Origin of the sequence: Oceanicaulis sp., from assembly GCF_965284345.1 — a bacterium.
GTDB classification, from domain to species: domain Bacteria; phylum Pseudomonadota; class Alphaproteobacteria; order Caulobacterales; family Maricaulaceae; genus Oceanicaulis; species Oceanicaulis alexandrii_A.
In genome coordinates this window covers 1,370,549-1,393,336 of record NZ_OZ260073.1, presented here as the reverse complement: position 1 = coordinate 1,393,336, position 22,788 = coordinate 1,370,549, and the positions used below count along the sequence as shown (strand labels likewise).

Below are 22,788 nucleotides of genomic sequence, written 5' to 3'. Positions count from 1 at the left end.
CAGTAAAAACAACCCTTCCGGTGATCCGTCGATTGATGGAAAGGAGACCCCTATGCCTGGATTCCACACGACCCCTGCTGTGAGCGCTCTGATGATTGGCGCTGTTATGATGGCCAGCACGCCGATCCTGTCGGCCTGCCAGCCCGCATCCGCGATCACTCAGCGTGCTGACCCTGACGCGTTCACAGATCAGTTGCGCGGCCGGTTTTCCTATGACGGTCAGGTCGAGCGTCACACCTTGGAAGATCGCATGGCGCATTACGGCGTGCCGGGCGTTGCGGTCGCCGTAATCGAGGGTGGCGAAGTGATCTATGCGCAGGGCTTTGGCGTGCTGCAGTCGGGTTCCGATCAGCCAGTGACCGCCGATACGGTTTTTTCGGCTGGATCGGTCAGCAAAATGGCCACGGCGATGATGACTGTGAATCTGGTGCAGTCCGGCCTGATGGAGCTTGATGCCGATATCAGACAGGCTTTGCCCTATTGGTCGCCTGAAGCGGGCTCGCCCTACGCAGATTCGCCGCTGACGGTGCGCATGCTGCTGTCGCATACCGGGGGGCTGAACCTGCATGGCTTTCCGGATTTCATGCCGGGCGAGGCGTTGCCCACCCGCGCGCAGACCCTGAACGGACAAGCGCCGGCCAAACATGATCCGCTGCGCGTAGAGGCGCGTCCGGGGATGAGCTATCGTTATTCAGGGGGCGGCTACACCTTGCTTGAAGGTCTGGTGGCTCAGGTGTCGGGTGCGTCCTTTGAAGACGCTGCGCAGCGGATCTTGTTTGATCCTCTGGACATGACCCGGTCCAGCTTCGCCAATCCCTTGCCGGAAGATCATGCGAACATCGCCAAGGCCCATGATCGAGATGGCGCCCCGACGGCGCTGCCGCGAGGCTATGAGGCCTTTCCCGAAATGGCGGCGTCAGGCTTGTGGACCAGCGCCAATGATCTGGGCCGGATGACGGCGGAGATGATCAACGCCTATCGCGGACAGAGCCCGTATCTGCATCCGACCATGGGCCAGGAGATCATGACTCCCGTCGCGCCGTCCGAACACGGTCTGGGACCCAGACTGGAAGGCCGGGGCGACGGGTTCCTGTTTCACCATGGCGGCGCCAATAATTCCTATCGCGCCTGGATGGAGGGCCATCTGGGAACCGGTGACGGGCTGGTGGTTCTGACCAATGGCGCGAACGGCAATGATTTGGCCGTGGAGATCCGCAATGCGATGAATGATGTGATGGGATGGACCGTTAATCCTGTGCTCGACATCCCGCCTCTGGTTCTGAGTGACGCCCAGATGGCGCGCTATGAAGGCGTTTATGCGCTCGACCCGAATTTTCCGGCGGATCTGCAGATGCAAATGGCGCGACCGCCCTTCACATCCGACCTCACAATCTACCGCGAAAACGGCGCGCTGATGGCGAGCTATAATGGCGGCCAATCAGGGGCACGATTGGTCCCTATCGCTCCGGACCGGTTCTACATTACTGATTTTTCACTAAGATCACGCGCGTTTGAGCTGAAGTTCAACAGAAATTCACTTGCACAGATCACCTCAGTCAGGGCTTTTATGGCGTCAGCTGAGACGGTGTATCTCCCCGCTTCATAGCGTGCGGCTTCGGCCGGCGCCGGTATCAGCTCGCGCCGCGCCGGTCCCCTTTTTTCGGCGCGGCGCACCCCTTTTCAGGGTGCGCCGCTTCAGCCTCAGAGAATGAATTTGGACAGGTCCGCATTGCGGGCCAGGCTGCCTACACGCTCGGTGACATAGTCTGCATCAATAGCGAGACTGTCGCCTGAGCGATCAGACGCGGAAAAGCTGATTTCCTCGCAGACCTTTTCCAGAATAGTGGACAGGCGCCGCGCGCCGATATTTTCAACGCTGGCGTTCACTTCCGCGGCGAAGTCAGCGATGGCGTCGATGGCGCTGTCCTCAAAGCTCAAGCCGAAGCCTTCGGTTTCCATCAGCGCCACATATTGGGTGATCAGGCTGGCTTCCGGCTCGGTCAGGATGGCGCGGAAATCATCGCGGGTCAGCGCCTGCAGCTCCACCCGGATCGGCAAACGGCCCTGGAGCTCCGGCAGAAGGTCTGAAGGCTTGCTCACATGGAAAGCGCCGGACGCGATGAAGAGCACATGGTCGGTTTTCATCGGGCCGTATTTGGTGGACACGGTCGCGCCTTCGATCAGCGGCAAAAGATCGCGCTGCACGCCTTCGCGGGAGACGTCGGCGCCGCGCGCGTCGGCGCGGGCGCAGACCTTGTCGATCTCATCCAGGAAGACGATGCCGTCATTCTCGGCCAGGCGGATGGCTTCGGACTGGATCTGGGTTTCATCCAAGAGCTTGTCCGCTTCCTCGTTGATCAGCGGCTCATAGGCCTCTTTGACTGTGGTGCGCAGGGTTTTCGGCTTGCCGCCAAAGCCCTTGCCCAGCATGTCCCCCAGATTGATCACGCCCATCGACCCCATGCCGGGCAAATCCATGCCCTGGAAGGGATTGCTGGCGTCATCAAGAATCTCGATCTCGATGTCCTTGTCATCGAGCTCGCCGGACAGAAGCTTCTTTCTGAAGGTCTCGCGGGTCGAGGCGCCCGCATCTTTGCCAACGAGCGCGTCCAGAACGCGGTTTTCAGCAGCGGCGTGCGCCTTGGCCTTCACCTCTTCGCGTTTCTTGTCGCGCACCAGCGTGATCGCGATTTCCACGAGGTCGCGGGCGATGGAATCCACATCCCGACCCACATAGCCGACTTCGGTGAATTTTGTGGCTTCGACCTTGATGAAGGGCGCGCCCGCAAGCTTCGCCAGACGGCGCGAGATTTCGGTCTTGCCGACGCCGGTCGGGCCGATCATCAGGATGTTTTTCGGCGTGACCTCTTCGCGAAGCCCGTCAGGCAGGTGCTTGCGGCGCCAGCGATTTCTCAGCGCGATGGCCACCGCCTTCTTGGCGTCGGCCTGGCCGATGATATGGCGATCGAGCTCATGGACGATTTCGCGCGGAGAAAACTCAGTCATGACGCCCCATGTCTTTTTCAGGTTCGGGTGGTAAGGATACTGGACATGTAGGGCTTTCCGGTCCGGAACTCAAAGCCCTGCGCTGTCACCCTTGCTTCAGGAGAGTTCGATGTCCCGTCCCCGCTTTCATCTCGCCTTCCCCGTGGACAATCTTGAAGCGGCGCGCCGGTTTTACGGCGATGTGCTGGGCTGTCCGATGGGTCGGGAAAGCGAGCACTGGATCGATTTTGATTTTCTGGGCCATCAGATCGTCGCGCATCTGGCGCCGGAAGAGTGTCAGGCGGCCAAGACAGGCGCGGTGGACGGCAAGAATGTGCCCGTGCGCCATTTCGGTCTGATCCTGGATTGGGACCAGTTTGATCCTCTGGCCGAGCGGCTGCGCCGCGCCGGAACCCCGTTCGTGATTGATCCCTATGTCCGCTTTGCCGGAAAAGCGGGGGAGCAAAAGACGATGTTCGTCACCGACCCCGCCGGCAACGCGCTGGAATTCAAGGCGTTCCGCGATGACGCCATGGTGTTCGCCACCGAGCTTGAGACCTAGCTCGGCATTCGGCCCTCTTGGCAGGCTGGCGCTTTCTCCCTAATTCACTTAATGAGTGAACTAATATCTCAGGGAGGAGAGCCCCATGTCGAACCGTGACTTTGACGTCGTGATCTATGGCGCAACCGGCTTCACTGGCCGTTTGGTCGCAGAATATCTGAGCCGTGAATACGGCAAGACTGTCGCCTGGGCGATGGCGGGCCGGTCGGAAGACAAGCTCAAAACCATGCGTGACGAGATTGGCGCGCCCGCTGATACGCCGCTCGTGGTGGCGGACGCGTCTGATCCCGCCTCGCTCAAAGCCATGGCCGAGCGCACGCGTGCTGTGATCACCACCGTGGGCCCGTATCAGCTTTATGGCGAAGCGCTGGTGAAAGCCTGTGTCGAAGCCGGAACCGATTATGTGGATCTGTCGGGCGAGCCCGCCTGGATGCATGACATCATCAGCGCCTATGGCGACAAGGCGAAAGCCTCTGGCGCGCGGATCGTGCATTCGTGCGGCTTTGACAGCGTGCCTTTTGATCTGGGCGTCTATTATCTGCAAGAGCACGCCAAGGCGAAGATCGGAAAGCCGCTTAACCGCATCAAGGGCCGCGTCCGCGCCATGAAAGGCACCTTCTCGGGCGGAACGGCGGCGAGCTTCGCCGAGACCATGAAGCGCGTGGCGGCGGAACCTGACGTGCTCAACGTCCTGATCAATCCCTTCTCCCTGTGTGAAGGCTTTGAAGGACCCGAGCAACCCGCGGGCAACAAGCCGATCTTTGAAGAGGATCTGAACGCCTGGTCTGCGCCCTTCATCATGGCGGTGATCAACACCAAGAATATCCATCGCTCCAATGCGATGATGGGTCACGCCTATGGCGAGGACTTCGTCTATGACGAGATGTTCCTGACCGGCCCTGGCGATCAGGGCGAGCAAATGGCGATCGCCATCGCCAAGGATCGCTCCATGCAGGACAATCCGCCCAAGCCGGGCGAAGGCCCTTCGAAAGAGGAGCGGGAAACCGGCTTCTACGATGTCATGTTCACGGGCGAGACGGCCGACGGCCAGCGCCTCACGGCGTCCGTGAAGGGCGACAAGGACCCGGGCTATGGCTCCACCTCGAAAATGATCACAGAATGCGCGCTGGCGCTGGTGAAAGATGTCAGCCGCGATCAGACGCCGGGCGGCGTTTACACGCCTGCGCCTGCGCTGGGCGATGCGGTGATCAAACGCTTGTCAGAGCATGCGGGTCTGACGTTTGCGATCGAGGGGTAGGGTTTCATGTTTTGAACTGTCATTCCGGACGCCGTAGGCGATCCGGGATCTACCGAAACCACTCTGTTCTGATCGCAGAGATGAAGCCGGTAGATCCCGGCTCAGGGCCGGGATGACGATTGAAAATGAGGAGCCAAACGCGCATTCAGTCGAGTAGGCGTCCATAGAAAAACCCCGGCCTCAGGCCGGGGTTTTTTGCTGTTTCAGACGGAAAAGCGTCGCTCTAGCCCAGCGTCTCGACGGTCAGATTGCCGTTGGAATAGACGCAGATCTCGCTGGCGATCTTCATCGCCTTGCGGGCGATGACTTCCGCGTCCTCTTCATAATCGAGAAGCGCGCGCGCGGCTGACAGGGCGTAATTGCCGCCGGAGCCGATCGCGGCGACGCCGTCTTCAGGCTCCAGCACGTCGCCGGCGCCGGTCAGGGTGAAGGTCTCTTTGCCATCCGCCACGATCAGCATGGCTTCCAGCCGCCGCATATAGCGGTCCGTGCGCCAATCTTTGGCCAGCTCCACGCAGGCGCGCGCCAGCTGATCGGGATATTGCTCAAGCTTGGTTTCCAGCCGTTCAAACAGCGCAAGCGCGTCCGCCGTAGCGCCGGCGAAGCCGGTGATCACCTTGCCGCTCGACAGGGGGCGCACCTTGCGGGCCGTCGCCTTGACCACCGTATCGCCGATGGACACCTGGCCGTCACCAGCAAGGACGACCTTGCCGTTCTTGCGCACGCTCAGGATCGTCGTGCCGCGCCAGCCGGGGAACTTCCGCTCAGTATCAGGCATATTATACAATCATTTCCGGGTCTTCGTTGAACTGGCCGCCCTTGCGATAGCGCACCAGATAGGTCGGCGTGATCGCTTCGACCGATTCCAGATCAATGCCGAAATCCTTGACGCTGCCCAGAGTGTCATCGGTCAGGCCCGACACATTGTCAGATTTCAGCAAGGTCACCTGATCACGGGTCAGAAAGGGCTCGACAAAAGGCAGCGCGCCCAGAATCTCGCCCACCATGCCCAGCGGATAGGCCGCAAAGAACGGCACCGGCGCTAAGAAGCGCTTGCGGCGGATCGTGGTCAGGATGAACTCAAGGATTTCCTTGAAGGTGTAAACGCCCGGCCCGCCCAGCTCATAGGTGCGGCCGGCATATTTGGACGGGCTCTCTACCGCTTTCAGCACGCATTGGGCCACATCCCCGGCGAAAATGGGTTCAAACCGGGTCTTGCCGCCGCCGATCAGCGGCAGGGCGGGGGCGAAGCGCGCCATGGAGCCGAACTTGTTGAAAAACCCGTCTTCGGTGCCAAACACGATAGAGGGACGCAGAACCACGGCGGACGCGATCGCCTCGCGTACGGCTTTTTCGCCCAGCGCCTTGGTGCGGGCGTATTCGGACGCGCTGTCCTCATCCGCGCCGATGGCGGAGATCTGCACGAAATTGGTAATGCCCGCCTCGGCGGCGCATTTGGCCACAAGGCCCGCGCCATCCGCTTGCAGGGACTGGAAGTTCTGCTTGCCGCTCTGCGCCAGAATGCCCACCAGATTGACCACGGCGTGGGCGCCGTCGACGGCGCGGCGCACCGAATCTTCATTGCGCAGATTGGCCTGGATCAGCTGGACCTGACCGACCACGCCCATGGGTTTGAGCTCATGAGCCAGATGCGGGCGGCGGGTCGCGGCGCGCACCCGGTAGCCGGCCTTGGCCAGCTCGCGCACCACATACCGGCCGATAAAGCCCGAAGCGCCGAAAACGGTGATCATTTCATTGCGAAGTGTCATGGTCCGCCCCTGAAAGGCTCGCACGCGCCAGTGCGTGCGACATGTAAGATAGGTTTATAGGGCGATAGACCAAAACGGGCGCCGCTGTCCATGCGGCGCTGTAATCACAAGGCCGTCTCGCAACGCCCTGAAAGCCAACGCGCGCTGCATCTGCGCAATGTGCAGATCATCGGCGCCATGCCCGTTGACAGCGCCCGGTCTGCGCCGTATCACCCCCGCTCCTTCACTTGCCCAGGTGGCGGAATTGGTAGACGCGCTGGCTTCAGGTGCCAGTTCCCGCAAGGGAGTGGAAGTTCGAGTCTTCTCCTGGGCACCATCCTTCAAAGGATGATCGAGACCAAAAAAGCCGCTGCACCCGCAGCGGCTTTTTTCGTTTCGGGCTCTAAACGAGAAAATGCGACTTTAGATAAAGTGTCTTCGCGCATACTCTCTTCAAATGCATCAGAATCCTTCCGACCAAGACATATTCAAGCTGATCCATAGGTTTGAGGACGAGCTAGAAGAACAAGAGGTTGATCCCAGCAAAAGAAGCTGGGAAGTGCCGCATCTCGTGATGAAGGCGCTAGGTTACAAGAACTTTATTCTAGGCGTGCCCAGCATATCTGACCATCTATTTGAGCGGGTCAGGGGAATTCACCAGACGTTTTATAGGCCAAAAGACATTGGCGTTGGTGGGTTACATGGTGGGGTTTTTATGTTCCGTGGTATTGCCACATGGATATATATACCCATCGCGTATGGTACTTGTGCGGTAAATTCTTTAGATTTAAGCGATCTTTCAGACAATCAAAAAATATGGCTTCAAGGCCGAAGCAAAGATTTTGATTCGTACAATAGTACTTTTCACGATTTATTTGATTTTGCTGGTGCTATTGGAAATCTTGAGGGTTATGAACGGCCACCAGAAGCAAGCATGTCACTTCTTCGTTTAGCTGCTTTCCATCATCAAGCTGCTGCGGCGACTTTGTGCTCAGCCTTTGATGTGAGGGGATGTGTTCAAAGTTCGATACTTGCGACTGAGATCGCAATGAAAGCATCCATATTATCAAGAATTGACAATATGGATGAAATAAAAAATAAGTACGGCCATAATCTACACAAGTTATTGGGAAAATTTATGGAATATTTTCCAAAAGCAAATATTGACCGAATGATGGATGTTATACAATCATTCCCGAAATTCGTTGAAAACCGTTACTCTCAAGATCAACCAACGCGCCGTGAGGCGGGCCGAATTGCCATGGAAGCGCAATTCATATCTGGTGAAGTTGCAAGAGCTCTTACTGGCGGTAGTATTAAAGACAGTGTAGTCAAAAAAGACCTTGAATAGTCAACCTAGCCCCCCGCGCACTGCGCCTTTTTCAGCGCTTGCTCGCGCAGATGGTTCAGGGCCTCGATCCAGGGTTTGAGATCCATATCCGCTTCGCTGGCCATGGCGTGCACGCAGGCGAGGGCATCTGTGGCTTGGGTTTGCAGGGCGCGGCCCTGATCGGTCAGGCGGATGCGCACCACGCGCTCATCCTTGGGGTCACGCGTGCGGGTGAGATGTCCCATGCCCTCAAGGCGTTTCAAAAGCGGGGTCAGGGTGTTGGTGTCCAGATACAATCGCTTGCCCAGCGCCCCCACCGTCACATCATCGGTCTCCCATAGCGCCAGCAGCGCAATGTATTGCGGATAGGTCAGCCCCAGCTTGCTTAAGTAAGGCCGGTACATGCGGTTGATCGCGGTATTGGCCGAATAGATCGCAAAGCACAGCTGGTCATCCAGCGTGGCGAGGGCGGGCGTCTGGGGGCGAGGATCAGTCATGCCGGGTCTTCCTGATTAATCGCGCACGATAATATCGGTGAGCCTTGACGCCGGCAAGAGGGTGATTATATCGCGCTAAGAAATATCGCGTACGATATAAAGGAAACCGATATGTCCATTCTCTACACCGCCCGCGCCAGCGCGAATAAAGGCCGTCAGGGCCGCGCCTACTCAGATGATGACCGCCTGGATGTCCAGCTCTCCACGCCCGCCGCCCTGGGCGGGGATGACGGGCCGGGCACCAATCCCGAACAGCTCTTCGCCGCTGGGTATGCCGCTTGTTTCATGAGCGCCATGGGTCTGGTGGCCCAGCAGGCCAAGATCAAACTGCCTGATGACGCCAAAGTGGACGCTGAAGTGGGCATCGGCCCGCGCGAGGCGGGCGGGTTCAGCCTGGCAGTGACGCTGATCGCGCATTTGCCGGGGGTGGATGAGGCGCAAGCCAATGAGCTGCTTGAGAAGACCGAACAGGTCTGTCCCTATTCCAACGCCACGCGCGGCAATGTGACGACCACGCTGAAGCTGGGCTGATCCTTGTTCGCTCTTGCCTGAATGACGCGTCCGGAGCCTTGGCTCCGGGCGCGTTGTCATGTGTGCTCGGGGCAGGCTGACTCGCGATTAAGCGTATGCCCGGTTGCTGCCGCGCTACCTGCCCAGATTGACGCTTTGCAGCGAACGTCCGATACCCTCTTCATCGATACAGAGTGAAGCTGCGGAGCGGACGCCACATGACCATCCATTTTCATCGCGGGGATTTGCCGGACGGGCTGGATCTGGGCAAGCGGGTCGCGATCGATACAGAAACCCAGGGCCTGTCTTTGGTGCGTGATGGTTTGTGCCTGGTCCAGCTCTCGGCGGGTGATGGCGACGCGCATATCGTCCAGCCGGATCGCAGCACTTATGACTGCCCCAACCTCAAGGCGCTGCTGGCGGATACAAGCGTTGAAAAGCTGCTGCATTTCGCGCGCTTTGATCTGGCGATCGTCGAGCGCGATCTGGGCGTCACCATGACGCCGGTCTATTGCACCAAGATCGCGTCCAAGCTGGTGCGCACCTATACCGACCGGCACGGTCTGAAAGATGTCTGCCGCGAGATCGCCGGCGTTGAGCTGTCCAAACAGCAGCAAAGCTCGGACTGGGCGGCCTATGATCTGAGCGAGGCTCAGCTCAATTACGCCGCGTCTGACGTCTTGTATCTGCACGCTATCGCAGATGGTCTCAGCGCCATGCTGGAGCGCGAAGGCCGGATGGACATCGCGCGGGCATGTTTTGACTTTCTGCCCAACCGTGCGCGTCTGGACCTGATGGGCTGGGATGAAACCGATATCTTCGCGCACTCCTGAGCCTGCTTGCACGCGGCGGCGATGACCGTCACAAAGGGTGCAGCCTTGTTTCAAACGGAGCCCGACCGCTGATGTCTGCGGCCCTGATACATGCGGATGGCCAGATGATTGGCCAGCGCCGCGCCAAATCGCTGGCCGATGCGCGTCGGCGCAGCCGCTTTGTCGCGGGTTTGCGCGGGGTGCTGATCGCGGCGGCGGTTCTGGTGGCGCTCAATGCGCTGATCCAGATGATGGTGTCTGGCGGAGCCGATCAACCGGCCACAGATGTGGCGATCAGCGCGAGTGCGGGCGAATCCGAGCGCATCATCAATCCGCGCTTCACCGGACGAGACGAAGGCGGCGTGCCTTATGTCATTACGGCGGAAACCGCTGAACGCCGCCGCGGCGCCGAACAGGCGCTGACGGATCTGGAACGCCCGACGCTGGACTATGCGCTGCTCGACGGAGGCGAAGACGCGTCGCGCGTCCTGGCCGAGCATGGCGTGTTTGACGATGCCAACCTGTCCTTGCAACTGGACACCAATGTGCGGCTGACCACGCGCTCGGGGTATGTCTTCGACACCCAATCGGCGACGCTTTACCTGCGCGAAGGCGTGGTGACAGGTCCGGCGCCGATGCAGGGTCTGGCACCCTGGGGCGCCGTACGCGCGGACCGGTTCGAGGTGCGAGACGACGGCCAACACATCATTCTGGAAGGGGATGTGCGCACACGCTTTGACGCAGCCTCCACCCCGACCGCCACAGACGCTGACGCCGGCCCGGGCCGGTCAGAGGAGAACGAGCCATGACCTTGCGTACCCTGACCGCCGCTCTGCTTGCGGCGCCGCTGCTGATGACGGCTCCCGCTCTGGCGCAATCCATCGGGCCTGGGGAAGGCCCCGCCGATATCAGCGCGGATCGAAGCGAACTGTTCGACGCCCAGGGACTGGTCGTCTATTCCGGTGATGTGAACGTGGTGCGCGGCGGCGTGCGCCTTCGGGCGGACCGGCTGGAAGCCTATTATGTGCGTCGTGACACCGGCGGACGTGAGCTGCGGCGCATCGTGGCCGAAGGCGAGGTGTTCTACGTCACCGAGGCCGAGATCGCGCGCGGGGATCGCGGCACCTATGACCTGGTGAACGATGTGATCGAGCTGACAGGTTCGGTCGTGCTGACCCAGGGCTGCAACGTGTCCACGGGCGAGCACCTGTACGCCGAGTTGGCGACCGGGGTGGCGCGTCTGGATGGTGGCGAGAACAGCAATGATCGCGTGCGGTCTGTCTTCTTCACCGATGATGACGCCGCAACCGCGCAAACTCCGCAGGACTGCCCCGCGCCGGTCATTCCGGGCGACGGCCCGCGTCCCTATGAAGCGCCTGAAGGCTAGGTCTGCGCGCTGAACGTGTCAGACTTCACAGTTTTTTAGGCCGTCGGAGTTAAGCATGACGACCATGGAATACGAGCGGATTGACGCGCCGGACCAGGCGTTCGCCGGGGACGGCGTCCAGGTGCAGAATCTGGGCAAGTCCTACGGCAAGCGCGTTGTGGTCAAGAATGTCTCGCTATCGCTTAAACGCGGTGAAGTGGTGGGACTTCTGGGACCGAACGGGGCTGGCAAGACGACCTGTTTTTACATGATCACCGGCCTGGTCTCGGCCGATCACGGAACCATCATGCTTGACGGCGAGGACATTACCGGCCTGCCCATGTACCAGCGCGCACGGCTGGGCATCGGCTATTTGCCGCAAGAAGCCTCGATCTTCCGCGGTCTCACGGTGGGCGAGAACATCGCCGCTGTCGCAGAAATCGTCGAGCCGGATCGTCAACGGCGCGAGACCTTGATCGACGAGCTGCTTGAAGAGCTGCATATCGATCATCTGCGCAACTCTCCGGCCATGGCCCTGTCCGGCGGCGAGCGCCGCCGGGTGGAGATCGCCCGCGCGCTCGCGGCGCAGCCGAGCTTCATGTTGCTGGATGAACCCTTTGCGGGCATTGATCCGCTGGCCATCGCCGATATCCGCGATCTGGTCGATTATCTCAAACAGCGCGGCATCGGCATTCTGATCACTGATCACAATGTGCGCGAAACGCTCGAGATCACGGATCGGGCGACGATCATCCATGATGGCGAAGTCTTGTTTGAAGGCGCCCCTGACGCGGTGCGTAATGATCAGGACGTGCGCCGTTATTATCTGGGCGAAAGGTTTTAATTAGGGATCTGAATGGCGGGACTGGGACATAAGCTTGAGGCTCGGCAGGGCCAGGGTCTGGTGATGACCCCTCAATTGCAGCAGGCTATCAAGCTGCTGCAATTGAATAATATCGAGCTGACCGAGTTTGTGGAGACCGAGCTTGAGCGCAATCCGCTCCTTGAGCGCGACGAGCGCTCGGATGCGCCGGCGCTTGACGAATCCGCCCCGTCTGATCCTTCCGTGGCCGCCAAAACCAAAGACGGCGACGAGCTCAGCTTTGATGCGCCCGGCAAGGCGGATGAGTCCTTCGACGCCGACACCGAGGCGATGTATTCCGATTCAAAGTCCGACATGGCCGGCGCCGAGAGCGCGGCCGGGTCGGTGGACTGGTCCCGCGCGGGCTCCGGCGGCTCGTTCAATGCCTCTGAATTTGACGCCGCCGATCATGCCAGCCGGGAAAAAACCCTGCATGAGCATCTGCATGACCAGCTCGCGGATCTGGCCTTGCAGCCCTCAGACCGGCTGATCGCGGCGCATTTGATCGATCTGGCGGACGAGGACGGCTATCTGCGCGCGGATCTGGGCGAAACCTCCGACCGGCTGGGCGTCACCCGCTCTGAAGTTGAAGCCGTGCTCTTCGCTTTGCAGAAGTTCGAACCCACAGGCGTCATGGCGCGCACGCTGCAGGAATGCCTGGCGATGCAGCTGGCCGAGCGCGACCGTCTGGATCCGGCCATGGCGGCGCTGGTGGACCATCTGCCGCTCCTGGCCAAGCATGATTATGCGGGGCTGAAAGCCTTGTGCGGCGTGGACGCCGAAGACCTTGAGGACATGATCGCCGAGCTCAAGCGCCTCACCCCCAAGCCGGGCCTGGGCTTTGGCGCGGACGGCGCGCGGGCGGTCGAAGCGGACGTGATGGTGCGCGAGCGCCCCGATGGCGGCTGGGCGGTGGAGCTGAACACCGACACTCTGCCGCGCGTCTTGATGAATAATCGCTACGCCGCCCAGATAAGCGCGTCTGCGCGGTCAGAGGACGAGAAAGTCTTTATCAGCCAGTGCACCCAGAACGCGTCCTGGCTTGTGAAAAGCCTTGATCAGCGCGCCCGGACAATCCTCAAGGTCGCCAGCGAGATCGTGCGCCAGCAAGACGCCTTCTTCGCCAAGGGGGTAGCCTGGCTGCGCCCGTTGAACCTGAAAACGGTGGCGGATGCGGTGGGCATGCATGAATCCACTGTCAGCCGGGTGACGTCCAACAAATACATGGCCACACCGCGCGGCTTGTTCGAACTAAAATACTTCTTCACGTCTGCAATTGCATCAGCAGATGGCGGCGAGGCCTATTCGGCTGAAGCGGTCCGATTCCGCATCAAGGCGATGATCGAGTCTGAAACGATTGAGGATGTGATGAGCGACGACAAGATCGTCGAGCGTCTGCTGGCGGACGGCGTGGACATTGCGCGCCGCACGGTCGCCAAATACCGGGAAGCCATGAACATTCCCTCGTCAGTCAAGCGCCGCCGCAAGCTCAAGGGTATGGGCTGACCGCCGTTCATGTTGCGCTGCATGATGCGTTTGCCCTACCCGCCGTTCACTGTGTCGCACCGGTTCTGATTGACGGCTCCTCGCCCCTGCAGATACCGTGAATGTCCGGTCTTTCGATAGACCGGCCGCGCCCGGCGCGGGAGTGACCCTTGAGGGGTCCAACGCGCCGTAGGCGCGCTCTTGGACCCCCAGTTGAAGGGAGCTCTCATGTTTATCCAGTTCGTATCCAAAGGCATCGATGTGTCCCCCGCTCTGCGCGAGCGCATGGAGACCCGCATCACGGACGCCGGCTCGAAATACTTCAATCGACCCGCCGAGGCCTTTGTCGTCGCGAGCAAGGAAGGATACGGCTTCAAGGTGGATATCTCGCTCCATCTTCCGTCCGGAGCTTTTCTTCAGGCGTCCGGCTCGGCCGAGGAGGCGTATAGCGCGGCTGAAGACGCCGCCGGGCATCTGGAAAAACGGTTACGGCGCTATAAACGCCGGCTCAAGGATCATCAGACGGCCGCAAAGTCTGGATTGCCGGCGGCGGAATCTACGCCGGTATTGGTGCTGCGCTCGGATCGCCGGGCCGCGGAAGTCCCCGATGATGATGTTGAAGAGGATGATGGCGGCGCCGTCGGCGGCGACGAGCCGGTGATTATTGCTGAGCAGGCAGCAGAGTTTAAGACTCTCACCGTGTCCATGGCGGTGCTGGAAATGGACCTGGCCGACGCGCCTTTTGTGCTGTTCCGTAACGCCGCCAACGGCGCCATGAACTTTGTCTACCGGCGCCCTGACGGTCATGTGGGGTGGATTGATCCGTCCCGAGGCGCTAAAGACGCGGCCAGCGCGGCTGCAGAGTGATCCTAGCTCTCAGCCGCTGGAGCAATCAGCAGTTGAGCGTTTCATGGCTCTGAGCACACTTATTTCGCCAGGCGGCGTTTCCGCCGAACTGGCTGCGACCAGTCGCAAACAGGCCCTTGTGGGTCTGGCCGAGCTGGCGGAACGCGCCCTTGGCGTGGCGTCGCGGCCTGTTCTGGACGCGGTCATTGAGCGCGAGAAACTCGGATCGACCGGGGTGGGGGATGGCGTGGCCATTCCCCATGCCCGCACCGATCTGGTGGACCGGGTGTGCGGGGTGTTCGCCCGGCTCAAACAGCCGGTGGATTTTGACGCCATTGACGGCCAACCGGCGGATCTGGTGTTTTTGCTGCTGGCGCCGGAAGACGCCGGCGCAGATCATCTCAAGGCGCTGGCTCAGATCTCTCGCTTTTTCCGGCGTGAAGACATCCGTCGCGCCATGCGTTCAGCACCCGATGCCGACGCGATCACGGCCTTGCTCAATAATGGCGTGGAAAGCGACGCGGCCTGACCGGTTTGCTTTGAGGACAATAAAAAAAGCCCCGGCCAATCGGTCGGGGCTTTTTTTAAGTGGGTGTCTGGGATGTCAGCTCATCCGCACATCAATACGGCCATCAGAATGAACAATGGCGCGCTTCATGCCCGGCGAGTTGAACTGGGCGGTGACAGCGCCTGAGGCGTCGACCGCGATCAGCCCACCCTCTCCGCCCAGATGCGCCACGTCTTCGAGTGCGCCTTCGACGGCGTCCGCCAGGGGGCGACCGGCGTATCTGACGCGGGCGGAGACGTCGGCGGCGGCGTTGGCGCGCATGAAATACTCGCCCTGCCCCGTACAGGACACCGCCACCCGTTCATCCGCCCAGGTGCCCGATCCAATGATGGGCGTATCGCCCACCCGGCCCCAAACCTTGTTCAGCGTGCCGCCCGTTGACGTGGCGGCCGCAAGTCGGCCGTCACGATCGAGCGCCACGGCGCCGACCGTACCGGTCGGAATGGGACGCGGATCAGGATCGGCGGCGGATTTGTAATAGGCGTCCGGATCGTCGACCTGAGCCAGCCCGGCTTTTTCCGCAAAGCTTTCCGCGCCCTTGCCGGCCAGCAGCACATGCGGCGTGGTCTCCATCACGGCGCGGGCGGCGCGGATGGGGGAGAGAAACCCTGTGAGGGCGGACACGGCGCCCGCATTGCGATTGGCGCCGTCCATCACCGCGGCGTCCAGCTCATACCGTCCGGCGGCGTTGGGGGCGCTGCCCTTGCCGGCGACATACAGGCCGGACGCTTCAAGATCGGCCACCGCCTCAACAACCGCGTCCAGAGCGGATTGACCGGCCAGCAGCGCGTCCCGCGTGCGTTCGGCGAGGGCGGTGAGATGATCGATCTCGCGATCATAACTGCGCTGAGCCAGCACGCCTGCGCCGCCATGGAGAACCAGAACCGGTGTCGTCATCACGCCCTCATCGGTTTGAATTGCTGGGCTGACTTATCATCCTTGAACGCAAGCGCCTAGCAGGGCTGGCGCACGCGTCGCGCGGTCGCATGGCGAGCAATTCCCTTTGTGGTAGTGTGGTTATTCCAGCCGTTGAACCGGCTGGGCCATGGAGCTGATCAATACAGGGAGAGTGAGATGACTGACACGGACACGACGCCGACCGAACGCACCATCCTGCCTGCACAGGGATCTATGGAGGCGTTTGAACGTTTGCGAACCGATATGATGGATGTGGCGGAGAGCTTCTGGCGAGGCGCGCCGCTGCCCTGGATGTCGACGCCGGCCTGGCCGCTTGCGAACGGATGGGGGCCGATGAACCCGCCTGTGGATATGAGCGAGACGGATGCCGCTTATGTGGTCACGGCGGAATTGCCCGGTCTGAAGAAAGATGATGTTGTGGTCGAGGCGGACAATCAGTTGCTCACGATTTCCGGGTCCAAGGACGATGAACACAAATCTGTCCGCAAGCACCATCAATACGCTGAGCGCCGCTATGGCGCGTTCAAGCGCATTCTCACGCTTCCCCGCGACGCCGATGTGGAGGCTGTAGACGCTGTGTTCAAGAACGGCGTTTTGACCGTCACTCTGCCCAAGCGAGAGGATCTGGCGACGGGCCGGAAAGTCCCGGTAAAGTAAGACCCTTCAGCACACTGAGCCTGCGTCGCCCGAAGCGGGGCGGCGCATTTTCTTTTGTTCGCATGCGCGGTATGAAGTCTTCGAACGCGCCGGAGGGCTCCGGCGACCCGTCTTCGATTGATAAAGCCCAAAGGGGAGAATTTCATGGACTTCAAAGGCATCGCAGCCGTCGTCACCGGTGGCGCTTCGGGTCTGGGCGAAGGCACCGCCCGCCGTCTGGCCGCCGAAGGCGCCAAGGTCACCTTGTTTGACCTTAATGAAGAGCGTGGCGAAGCGGTCGCCAAGGAGCTGGGCGGCGTCTTCGCCAAAGTGAATGTGGCGGACCCTGAAAGCGTGAAGGCCGGCTTTGGAAAAGCGCGCGCCGCTCACGGCCAGGAGCGGGTTTTGGTCAATTGCGCCGGCATCGGCTGGGCGGAAAAGACGGCACGCCGGTCCTCCAAGGGCGATATCGTGATGCACCAGCTCGACAAGTTCCAGCTGGTGATCAATGTGAACCTGGTGGGCAGCTTTAACTGCGCGGCAATCGCCGCCGCCGGCATGCTGGAGCTTGAGCCCGATGCATCGGGCCGCGGCGTCATCGTGAACACGGCGTCCGTCGCCGCTCAGGACGGCCAGATCGGCCAGGTCGCCTACGCCGCCTCCAAGGGCGGGATTTATGGCATGACCTTGCCGATGGCGCGGGATCTGGCGCGCGAAGGCGTGCGGGTGAACACCATCCTGCCGGGCTTCTTTGAAACCCCGATCTACGAGCAGATGCCGCCGGAAGTGAAAACCAATCTGGCCGCCAACCTGCAATTCCCGCAGCGTTTCGGCACCCCGGCGGAATACGCCGATCTGGTCGCCTTCATGGTGTCCAACGATTACATCAACGCCGAGTGTGTCCGCCTGGACGCCGGCGCGCGCATGCCCCCGAAATAAAGGCGGTTTCAGCGATCAAAAGAAAACCCCGCAGCATGTGTTGCGGGGTTTTTTTGAGCGCTGTGAGGGGGGCATTTAGCCCTCGCTGGGGCGTTGAACGCGGGACCCAAGGTTCTGCACCACTTCGCGGGCGGTGAACGCGTCGGGCGTGTCCGGCGTAGCGCCGCGTCCCAGAACGATCTCCGCCATCGCTTCATAGCGCGTGACTTCGCGGATGTTCACATCATTCCAGAACGGATCGTAGCGGCCATACCAGCCATGGGCGGGATGGTAATAGCGATACTGCAGGCCGAACCGGTCATAGGTGCTGGAGCCGATCAGACGGGTCTCGGTCTCGGTGTCGCGCTGGGCGAGGCGGAAATAGTCATAGCCTTGATCCAGCGTCAGCTCGGCGGCGCGATACAGAAGATAGGTCTCCACCGTATCGCGGTCTGTCAGCGAATTGCCGCTGAAGCTGATGCGAAACCGGTCAGATTCAACCTGTTGTTCGGTCAGCCCGTATCGGCTGTCGCCTGCCGGGGCGTAGGGCGTAGGACCGCCCGCGCAACCTGCCAGGACGGCGGCCAGAGTGATGATGGTGATGGATCGCAGCATGATCTCAGTCCTCTCATGACCTCTGGATTTAATATGGGGGGAAGCGCGCGCCAAGTGAAGGTGGGCAAGACAAATTTAACCTTGCTGACGCTCACCCGAGCTAGAGCAGGATATGCCGACCTCGCAGGACGATGGTGTCCTTGTCCGCATTGAGAATACGACGCCCTGTTGGGGACAGGGTCGGGCCCCGTCCTATTTTATGCGCCTTGCTAGATGTGGCTTTGGCGAGCGCCAGAATGCTGAGAGAACGCCGCATAACAACCTCCTGTATGGTTTCAGGAGAATTATTGCACTCAAAAGTTGTTCTTGAAAAGCCTCAACCGGTGCGGCGAGCGTCAACGATGCGGCCTCGGAGCACCAGAATGTCAATGTCGTCCGGCGACAGGGCGCGGGCGGCTTCAATATCGCTCAGCGCCTGATCATAAGACTGCAGCGCCAATCGCGCTTCGGCGCGCAGGCGCCAGAGCGAGGGGGAAGCATCGTTGCGGGACAAGGCGCGGCTGGCGGCGTCTTCGGCAGCAGCGAACTCTTCAAGCGCCAGATGGGTCCGGGCGAGACCGCTCAAAAGCTCTGAATCGTGCGGGGCGAAGTCCAGCGCAGCCGTGAAGCTGATCAGGGCTTGCTCGTACTGCTCAGCGACCAGAAAGGCGTCGCCCGATTGGCCGAGCATGATGGCGCGGCTCAGATCGCTCGCCATGTCTGCGCCCATCGCCGCCTCGCGTAATCGCAAGGCGCCGGGCGCTTCCTGTCCCAAAGCGATCAGCGCGAGTGAGACACAATGCTCTGCGGGCCAGCCGCCGCCCTGATGCCGCCAGGTCAGCGCATCCTCATACGCATCTTCTGCATCGTCCTGAATAGCGCTCAGGCAGGCTTCCAAACGGTCTTGATCACTGGGCGCCGGGGTGAGCGCAGTGGCGAGCAGGACGGATATGATGAGCGCAGGCGCCATGGGCGGGTTTCCCTCGGGCTGGATTGAGCGTTAAGCCTATCGGCCAGATCAAGGAGACGTCCATGGGCGCACGCAGCATCTGTCTGTTGGGGTTCGGCTTCACCGCCAAGGCGGTCGCCCGTCGACTAAGCGCAGAGGGCTGGCGGGTTTTCGCCAGCACGCGGTCCGCCGATCAGGCCGAACAGATCCGGGCGCAAGGCTATCAGCCTGTCCTCGCTGATCCGGCCAAGCCAACCGATCACGACGCCTTGCGTACGGCGGTCAGCGCCTGTGACGCCGTGCTCGCGTGTGCGCCGCCGGGCGAGGCGGGGGATCCGTTCCTGCCCGCTTTATCGGCTGAAGTCTTGGACGGAAAATGGCTGGGATATCTCTCCACGACCGGCGTTTATGGCGACCGGCAGGGCGGCTGGGCATTCGAGTATGAGCCGGTCTCTCCCGGACAGGAGCGCTCGATCCGGCGCGCTCAGGCGGAAGCGGACTGGCTGAAATACGGCGCGCGCCTGTTTCGTCTGGCGGGGATATATGGTCCGGGCCGCTCCGCCTTTGACAGGCTGGAGGCGGGCAAGACCGTCCTTGACAAGCCCGGCCATGTGTTCAGCCGTGTGCATGCCGACGACATCGCCCAGGCCATCGCGCTGAGCCTTGAGCGTCCTGAGGCGAGCGGTGCGTTCAATCTCGCCGATGATTGGCCGGACACCCAGGCGAATGTCATGCGCGGCGCTTCTGAGATCGCCGGCCTGCCCGGTCCAGACATTGAGCCTTATGACCCTGAAAACGCCAGCCCCATGCAGGCGAGCTTCTATTCAGAATGCCGTCGCGTCTCGAACGCCCGCGCCAAGGCGGCGCTGGGCTGGCGGCCGCGCTATCCAAGCTGGCGAGAGGGGCTGAAAGCGATCTGGGATCAGCGCTCTAGCCGCTGACGCTTTCAATCATCCGCACCAGCGCCGCCAGATCCGCCGGCGCGCTCATGCCGTGATCACCGGCTTTTGAAAGCGCATAGCGCACATCGTTTGAGGTGAGCTGCTCGAGCACGCGCAGGCCGTGGCTCCACGGCACGTCCTTGTCGCCCCAGCCATGCAAGATGCGCACAGGGCCGTCAAAGGGGATGGGCGCGTCCAGAAGGCCCCACTGGCGGCCATCCTCGATCAGGGTTTTGGTGATCGCATAGGGCTCGCCATAGGCGTTGGGCCGCAGCCATTGGCCCTCGGTCTCGATCTGCTCGCGGATATGGAAGGGCAATTGCTCCCAGATCAGGCTTTCGGTGAAGTCCGCCGCGGGCGCGATCAACACCAGCGCTTTCACCCGGTCAGGCCGCGCCATCGCCGCCAAGAGCGCCATCCAGCCGCCCATGGAAGACCCCACGAGGATTTGCGGCCCGTCCGTGCACTGGTCGAGCATGTCCAGCGCATCCTGTCGCCATTGGCTGATCGTGGCGTCCTGCCAGGCGCCCTCGGACGCGCCGTGCGCGCTGTAGTCAAAGCGCAGATAGGCGCGGCCGGATTGATCCGCCCAGTCCTGCAATGCAGTGGCTTTCGTTCCGGTCATGTCAGACTTGAACCCGCCCAGAAATATCACGCCAGGCCCGTGACCGGGGCGGGCGCAATAGGCGAGGCGGGGTTGGCCGGGGCGGTCGAGGTGTTCAGGTTGGGTCATCTCATCGGCCTCCAGTGCGGCGCTCATGGTTTACGGACCGGGCCGGTCGCGGTTATCTGATCATATCGCGGGCCGTCAATATGCCCGCCGTTAAAAGGCGAACGCGTTTGAACATCTTGCAGGTTATCCCCCAGATGCATGCGGGCGGCGCGGAGCGCACGGTCCTTGAAGTGGCCGAAGCCATTCTGGCCGATGGCGGTCAGGCGCTCGTGGCCAGCAGCGGGGGGCGTCTTGTAAGTGATCTTGAAGCGCTGGGCGCGCGCCATGTGACGCTTGATATGGCCACCAAGAACCCGCTCAAGGTCTGGACCAATGCGGACAAGCTGGCGCAGCTGATCCGCGCTGAGAATATCGACATTATTCACGCCCGCTCCCGTGCGCCGGCCTGGAGCGCGAAATGGGCGGCGCGGCGCAGCCATATCCCGTTCGTGACCACCTATCACGGCTTTTACAAAGCCAAATCCCGGCTCAAGCGCTGGTATAACTCGATCATGGCGCAGGGCGACCTGGTGATCGCCAATTCAGACTTCACCGCCCGGCATGTGCGCGAAGAGCACGAGATCGACCCAAACCGCTTGCGAGTGATCCCGCGCGGCGTCGACCTTGACCAGTTTGATCCGGCGCTCGTCAATCCTGAGCGGATCAGGGCGCATCGCGCGGCCTGGGGCGCGGGACCGGAAAAGCTGGCCATCGTGCTGCCCGGACGCCTGACCCGGTGGAAGGGCCAATTGTTGATGATCGAGGCGCTGGCCCGGCTCAAGCTCGATCCCGGCCCCTTGCTGGTGTGTCTGGGCGAAGGCGGCGACAAGCTCGACTACCAGGCGGAACTCAAAGCGGCGGCGGATGCGGCCGGCGTCGATCTGGCCCTGCCGGGCCACACCACAGACATTGCGGCGGCGTATCTGGCGGCGGATCTGGTGGTTTGTCCTTCGCTCGAGCCTGAAGCGTTCGGGCGCACCGCCGCCGAAGCCCAGGCCATGGGCGCGCGGGTGATCGTCGCCGATCATGGCGGCGCGCGCGAGGTTGTGCGTGACGGCGAAACCGGCTGGCGGGCGGCGCCGGGCGATGCTGGCGCCTGGGCTCAAGCGGTCAAAGCCGCCTTGTCACTGAACGCTGAAGGCGCCAACACTCTGGCGCTGGCTGCGCGCAAGCGCGTCAGAACGCATTTTTCCAAGGTGCAACTGCAACAAGCCACCTTGCGGGTCTATCGGGAGCTTCTAGACTAAGCCCATGTCCGAAGACGAAGCTGACAAAGAACAGATCCTGGTGATCCATGAAGGCGCGCTCACTGACGTGGTGCGCATGCTGGCGCCCGCCAAGATGATCCGCGATCATCACCGCAAGGCGCGGATCACGCTGCTGTGCGGCGAGGAGTATGAGGGCCTGCTCAAACACTGCCCCTATTTCAATGCGGTCGAGACCAATCTCGACGACACCGCCAAGCGCAATTTCTTTGACCGGCTCAAGGCGGCCCGCAATTCGGGCTTCGACGTGATTTATGACCTGTGCGGCAGCGAGGGCGCCAAAAAGATCGGTCGCGCCGTCCGCTTTTCCAAAACGCGCTGGGTCAGCGCCGCGCCACGGTCTGATCGACCGGGCCATCCGCTGGAGCAGATGGCCGCCCAGCTGGGCGAGGCGGGCCTGGGGCCGACGCGATATCTGCTGGGCGAGGCGCCGCCGCCGGATCTGAGCTGGATTGATTTCGTCGCCAAACGCTCGCGCACTTTGGAGCCGGCCTATTTCGGGCTTCTGGGTCGCTACGCCCTGTTCGCGCCCGCAGGCGAAGACGTGCTGCCCGCGCAACGCTGGCCGAAAGAGCGTTGGGCGTCTTTGGCGCACGAGCTTCTGGAGGCGGGCGTGGAGCCGGTGATCGTGGGCGGGCCGAACACGCGCGAAGTGGGACGCTATGTGGCCCATGTGACGCCGGGCGCGCGCGACCTGACCGGACGGGCGAACCTGATTCAGCTGGCCGGACTTGGTCGCAAGGCCAGCTGCGCCTTTGGCGAAGCGGCCGGATTGCTGCATCTGATGGCCGCCGCCGGATCGCCTGCGGTGCTGTTCCATCCCGGTGAAAACGCGCCGCTAGAGAGCGCGCCACGGGGCTTGTCGCCCACCTTGCTGATGCACGCGCCGACCCTGGCGCAGATCAACGCAAAAGAGGCTGTGCAGGCCATGCGCTGCGCTGGAGGCTTCGCTGACGCCTCAAACGCGGCGTGACGACCTTGATTTTCGCCTGTTGTTCGCGGTATTCGCTACCGCTCACGCCCAAA

25 protein-coding genes and 1 tRNA gene are annotated in these 22,788 nt (G+C 61.6%); 18 read left to right on the top strand and 8 right to left on the bottom strand.

Annotated elements, in window-relative coordinates; all coding sequences use genetic code 11:
- The first annotated feature begins 91 nt into the window (after nt 1-91).
- Nucleotides 92-1,606 (top strand): serine hydrolase domain-containing protein, encoded by a 1,515-nt coding sequence (locus ACQ66J_RS06945; protein WP_430431032.1) that lies wholly within the window; start codon nt 92-94, stop codon nt 1,604-1,606.
- A 95-nt stretch (nt 1,607-1,701) separates the two neighbouring features.
- On the opposite strand, the gene hslU is transcribed toward ACQ66J_RS06945, so the two are convergent.
- A complete protein-coding gene (hslU, locus tag ACQ66J_RS06940) occupies nt 1,702-3,006 on the bottom strand; it encodes an ATP-dependent protease ATPase subunit HslU (protein ID WP_430431031.1) in 1,305 nt (434 codons plus the stop codon).
- 109 nt (nt 3,007-3,115) lie between these two features.
- Here hslU and ACQ66J_RS06935 point away from each other — a divergent pair, with 109 nt between their 5' ends.
- The gene (locus ACQ66J_RS06935; RefSeq protein ID WP_430431030.1) at nt 3,116-3,547 is read left to right on the top strand and encodes a VOC family protein; all 432 of its coding nucleotides are present in this window, start codon (nt 3,116-3,118) and stop codon (nt 3,545-3,547) included.
- Nucleotides 3,548-3,632: 85 nt separating this feature from the next.
- Complete coding sequence (locus ACQ66J_RS06930; protein ID WP_430431029.1) at nt 3,633-4,805, top strand: saccharopine dehydrogenase family protein; 1,173 nt, start codon at nt 3,633-3,635, stop codon at nt 4,803-4,805.
- Between the two features lie 223 nt (nt 4,806-5,028).
- On the opposite strand, the gene hslV is transcribed toward ACQ66J_RS06930, so the two are convergent.
- The gene (gene hslV / locus ACQ66J_RS06925; RefSeq protein WP_430431028.1) at nt 5,029-5,583 is read right to left on the bottom strand and encodes an ATP-dependent protease subunit HslV; all 555 of its coding nucleotides are present in this window, start codon (nt 5,581-5,583) and stop codon (nt 5,029-5,031) included.
- A 1-nt stretch (nt 5,584) separates the two neighbouring features.
- Nucleotides 5,585-6,574, bottom strand: a complete 990-nt coding sequence (locus ACQ66J_RS06920; RefSeq protein ID WP_430431027.1) for a complex I NDUFA9 subunit family protein — start codon at nt 6,572-6,574, stop codon at nt 5,585-5,587.
- Nucleotides 6,575-6,803: 229 nt separating this feature from the next.
- On the opposite strand from ACQ66J_RS06920, the gene ACQ66J_RS06915 reads away from it, so the two are divergent.
- Both ACQ66J_RS06915 and ACQ66J_RS06910 read left to right on the top strand, forming a co-directional pair.
- Nucleotides 6,804-6,890, top strand: a tRNA-Leu gene (locus ACQ66J_RS06915).
- A gap of 120 nt (nt 6,891-7,010) precedes the next feature.
- Nucleotides 7,011-7,904, top strand: coding sequence for a hypothetical protein (locus ACQ66J_RS06910; protein WP_430431026.1), 894 nt, complete (start codon nt 7,011-7,013; stop codon nt 7,902-7,904).
- A gap of 5 nt (nt 7,905-7,909) precedes the next feature.
- On the opposite strand, the gene ACQ66J_RS06905 is transcribed toward ACQ66J_RS06910, so the two are convergent.
- Nucleotides 7,910-8,380, bottom strand: a complete 471-nt coding sequence (locus ACQ66J_RS06905) for a MarR family winged helix-turn-helix transcriptional regulator (RefSeq protein WP_375547841.1) — start codon at nt 8,378-8,380, stop codon at nt 7,910-7,912.
- A 111-nt stretch (nt 8,381-8,491) separates the two neighbouring features.
- Between ACQ66J_RS06905 and ACQ66J_RS06900 the strand changes: the two genes are divergently transcribed.
- The 8 genes from ACQ66J_RS06900 to ptsN all read left to right on the top strand — a co-directional run bounded on the left by ACQ66J_RS06900 (nt 8,492) and on the right by ptsN (nt 14,790).
- On the top strand, nt 8,492-8,911 hold the full coding sequence (locus ACQ66J_RS06900; RefSeq protein ID WP_430431025.1) for an organic hydroperoxide resistance protein: 420 nt from the start codon (nt 8,492-8,494) through the stop codon (nt 8,909-8,911).
- A 197-nt stretch (nt 8,912-9,108) separates the two neighbouring features.
- Nucleotides 9,109-9,723, top strand: a complete 615-nt coding sequence (locus tag ACQ66J_RS06895) for a ribonuclease D (protein ID WP_430431024.1) — start codon at nt 9,109-9,111, stop codon at nt 9,721-9,723.
- 71 nt (nt 9,724-9,794) lie between these two features.
- Nucleotides 9,795-10,511: an LPS export ABC transporter periplasmic protein LptC gene (gene lptC / locus ACQ66J_RS06890; RefSeq protein ID WP_375547845.1), complete on the top strand. Its 717-nt coding sequence runs from the start codon at nt 9,795-9,797 to the stop codon at nt 10,509-10,511.
- Complete coding sequence (locus tag ACQ66J_RS06885) at nt 10,508-11,089, top strand: LptA/OstA family protein (protein ID WP_430431023.1); 582 nt, start codon at nt 10,508-10,510, stop codon at nt 11,087-11,089. Before lptC ends, ACQ66J_RS06885 begins: the two co-directional genes overlap by 4 nt.
- Before the next feature lie 64 nt (nt 11,090-11,153).
- On the top strand, nt 11,154-11,912 hold the full coding sequence (gene lptB / locus ACQ66J_RS06880) for an LPS export ABC transporter ATP-binding protein (RefSeq protein WP_375550182.1): 759 nt from the start codon (nt 11,154-11,156) through the stop codon (nt 11,910-11,912).
- Between the two features lie 12 nt (nt 11,913-11,924).
- Nucleotides 11,925-13,436, top strand: a complete 1,512-nt coding sequence (gene rpoN, locus ACQ66J_RS06875; protein ID WP_375547847.1) for an RNA polymerase factor sigma-54 — start codon at nt 11,925-11,927, stop codon at nt 13,434-13,436.
- Nucleotides 13,437-13,643: 207 nt separating this feature from the next.
- Nucleotides 13,644-14,282 carry a ribosome hibernation-promoting factor, HPF/YfiA family gene (gene hpf, locus ACQ66J_RS06870; RefSeq protein ID WP_375547848.1) on the top strand — a complete coding sequence of 213 codons (639 nt, stop codon included), beginning with the start codon at nt 13,644-13,646 and terminating at the stop codon, nt 14,280-14,282.
- A 43-nt stretch (nt 14,283-14,325) separates the two neighbouring features.
- Nucleotides 14,326-14,790, top strand: a complete 465-nt coding sequence (gene ptsN / locus ACQ66J_RS06865; RefSeq protein WP_375547849.1) for a PTS IIA-like nitrogen regulatory protein PtsN — start codon at nt 14,326-14,328, stop codon at nt 14,788-14,790.
- A 75-nt stretch (nt 14,791-14,865) separates the two neighbouring features.
- Here ptsN and ACQ66J_RS06860 read toward each other — a convergent pair whose 3' ends face one another.
- Complete coding sequence (locus ACQ66J_RS06860; protein WP_375547850.1) at nt 14,866-15,726, bottom strand: isoaspartyl peptidase/L-asparaginase family protein; 861 nt, start codon at nt 15,724-15,726, stop codon at nt 14,866-14,868.
- Nucleotides 15,727-15,903: 177 nt separating this feature from the next.
- Between ACQ66J_RS06860 and ACQ66J_RS06855 the strand changes: the two genes are divergently transcribed.
- Both ACQ66J_RS06855 and ACQ66J_RS06850 read left to right on the top strand, forming a co-directional pair.
- Complete coding sequence (locus ACQ66J_RS06855; protein WP_375547851.1) at nt 15,904-16,404, top strand: Hsp20/alpha crystallin family protein; 501 nt, start codon at nt 15,904-15,906, stop codon at nt 16,402-16,404.
- Between the two features lie 144 nt (nt 16,405-16,548).
- Nucleotides 16,549-17,322: an SDR family NAD(P)-dependent oxidoreductase gene (locus ACQ66J_RS06850; protein ID WP_430431022.1), complete on the top strand. Its 774-nt coding sequence runs from the start codon at nt 16,549-16,551 to the stop codon at nt 17,320-17,322.
- Between the two features lie 75 nt (nt 17,323-17,397).
- Here ACQ66J_RS06850 and ACQ66J_RS06845 read toward each other — a convergent pair whose 3' ends face one another.
- Complete coding sequence (locus ACQ66J_RS06845) at nt 17,398-17,916, bottom strand: CC0125/CC1285 family lipoprotein (protein ID WP_375547853.1); 519 nt, start codon at nt 17,914-17,916, stop codon at nt 17,398-17,400.
- A 316-nt stretch (nt 17,917-18,232) separates the two neighbouring features.
- Entirely contained in the window at nt 18,233-18,865 is a 633-nt protein-coding gene (locus ACQ66J_RS06840) for a tetratricopeptide repeat protein (protein ID WP_430431021.1), read from the bottom strand.
- Nucleotides 18,866-18,927: 62 nt separating this feature from the next.
- Between ACQ66J_RS06840 and ACQ66J_RS06835 the strand changes: the two genes are divergently transcribed.
- Nucleotides 18,928-19,785 carry an SDR family oxidoreductase gene (locus ACQ66J_RS06835; protein ID WP_430431020.1) on the top strand — a complete coding sequence of 286 codons (858 nt, stop codon included), beginning with the start codon at nt 18,928-18,930 and terminating at the stop codon, nt 19,783-19,785.
- Here ACQ66J_RS06835 and ACQ66J_RS06830 read toward each other — a convergent pair.
- Nucleotides 19,775-20,518, bottom strand: coding sequence for an alpha/beta fold hydrolase (locus tag ACQ66J_RS06830; protein ID WP_430431019.1), 744 nt, complete (start codon nt 20,516-20,518; stop codon nt 19,775-19,777). The genes ACQ66J_RS06835 and ACQ66J_RS06830 overlap by 11 nt on opposite strands.
- A 107-nt stretch (nt 20,519-20,625) precedes the next feature.
- On the opposite strand from ACQ66J_RS06830, the gene ACQ66J_RS06825 reads away from it, so the two are divergent.
- Both ACQ66J_RS06825 and ACQ66J_RS06820 read left to right on the top strand, forming a co-directional pair.
- Nucleotides 20,626-21,744, top strand: a complete 1,119-nt coding sequence (locus ACQ66J_RS06825) for a glycosyltransferase family 4 protein (protein ID WP_375547858.1) — start codon at nt 20,626-20,628, stop codon at nt 21,742-21,744.
- 4 nt (nt 21,745-21,748) lie between these two features.
- Nucleotides 21,749-22,735 carry a glycosyltransferase family 9 protein gene (locus tag ACQ66J_RS06820; RefSeq protein ID WP_375547859.1) on the top strand — a complete coding sequence of 329 codons (987 nt, stop codon included), beginning with the start codon at nt 21,749-21,751 and terminating at the stop codon, nt 22,733-22,735.
- The last annotated feature ends 53 nt before the right edge of the window (nt 22,736-22,788 follow it).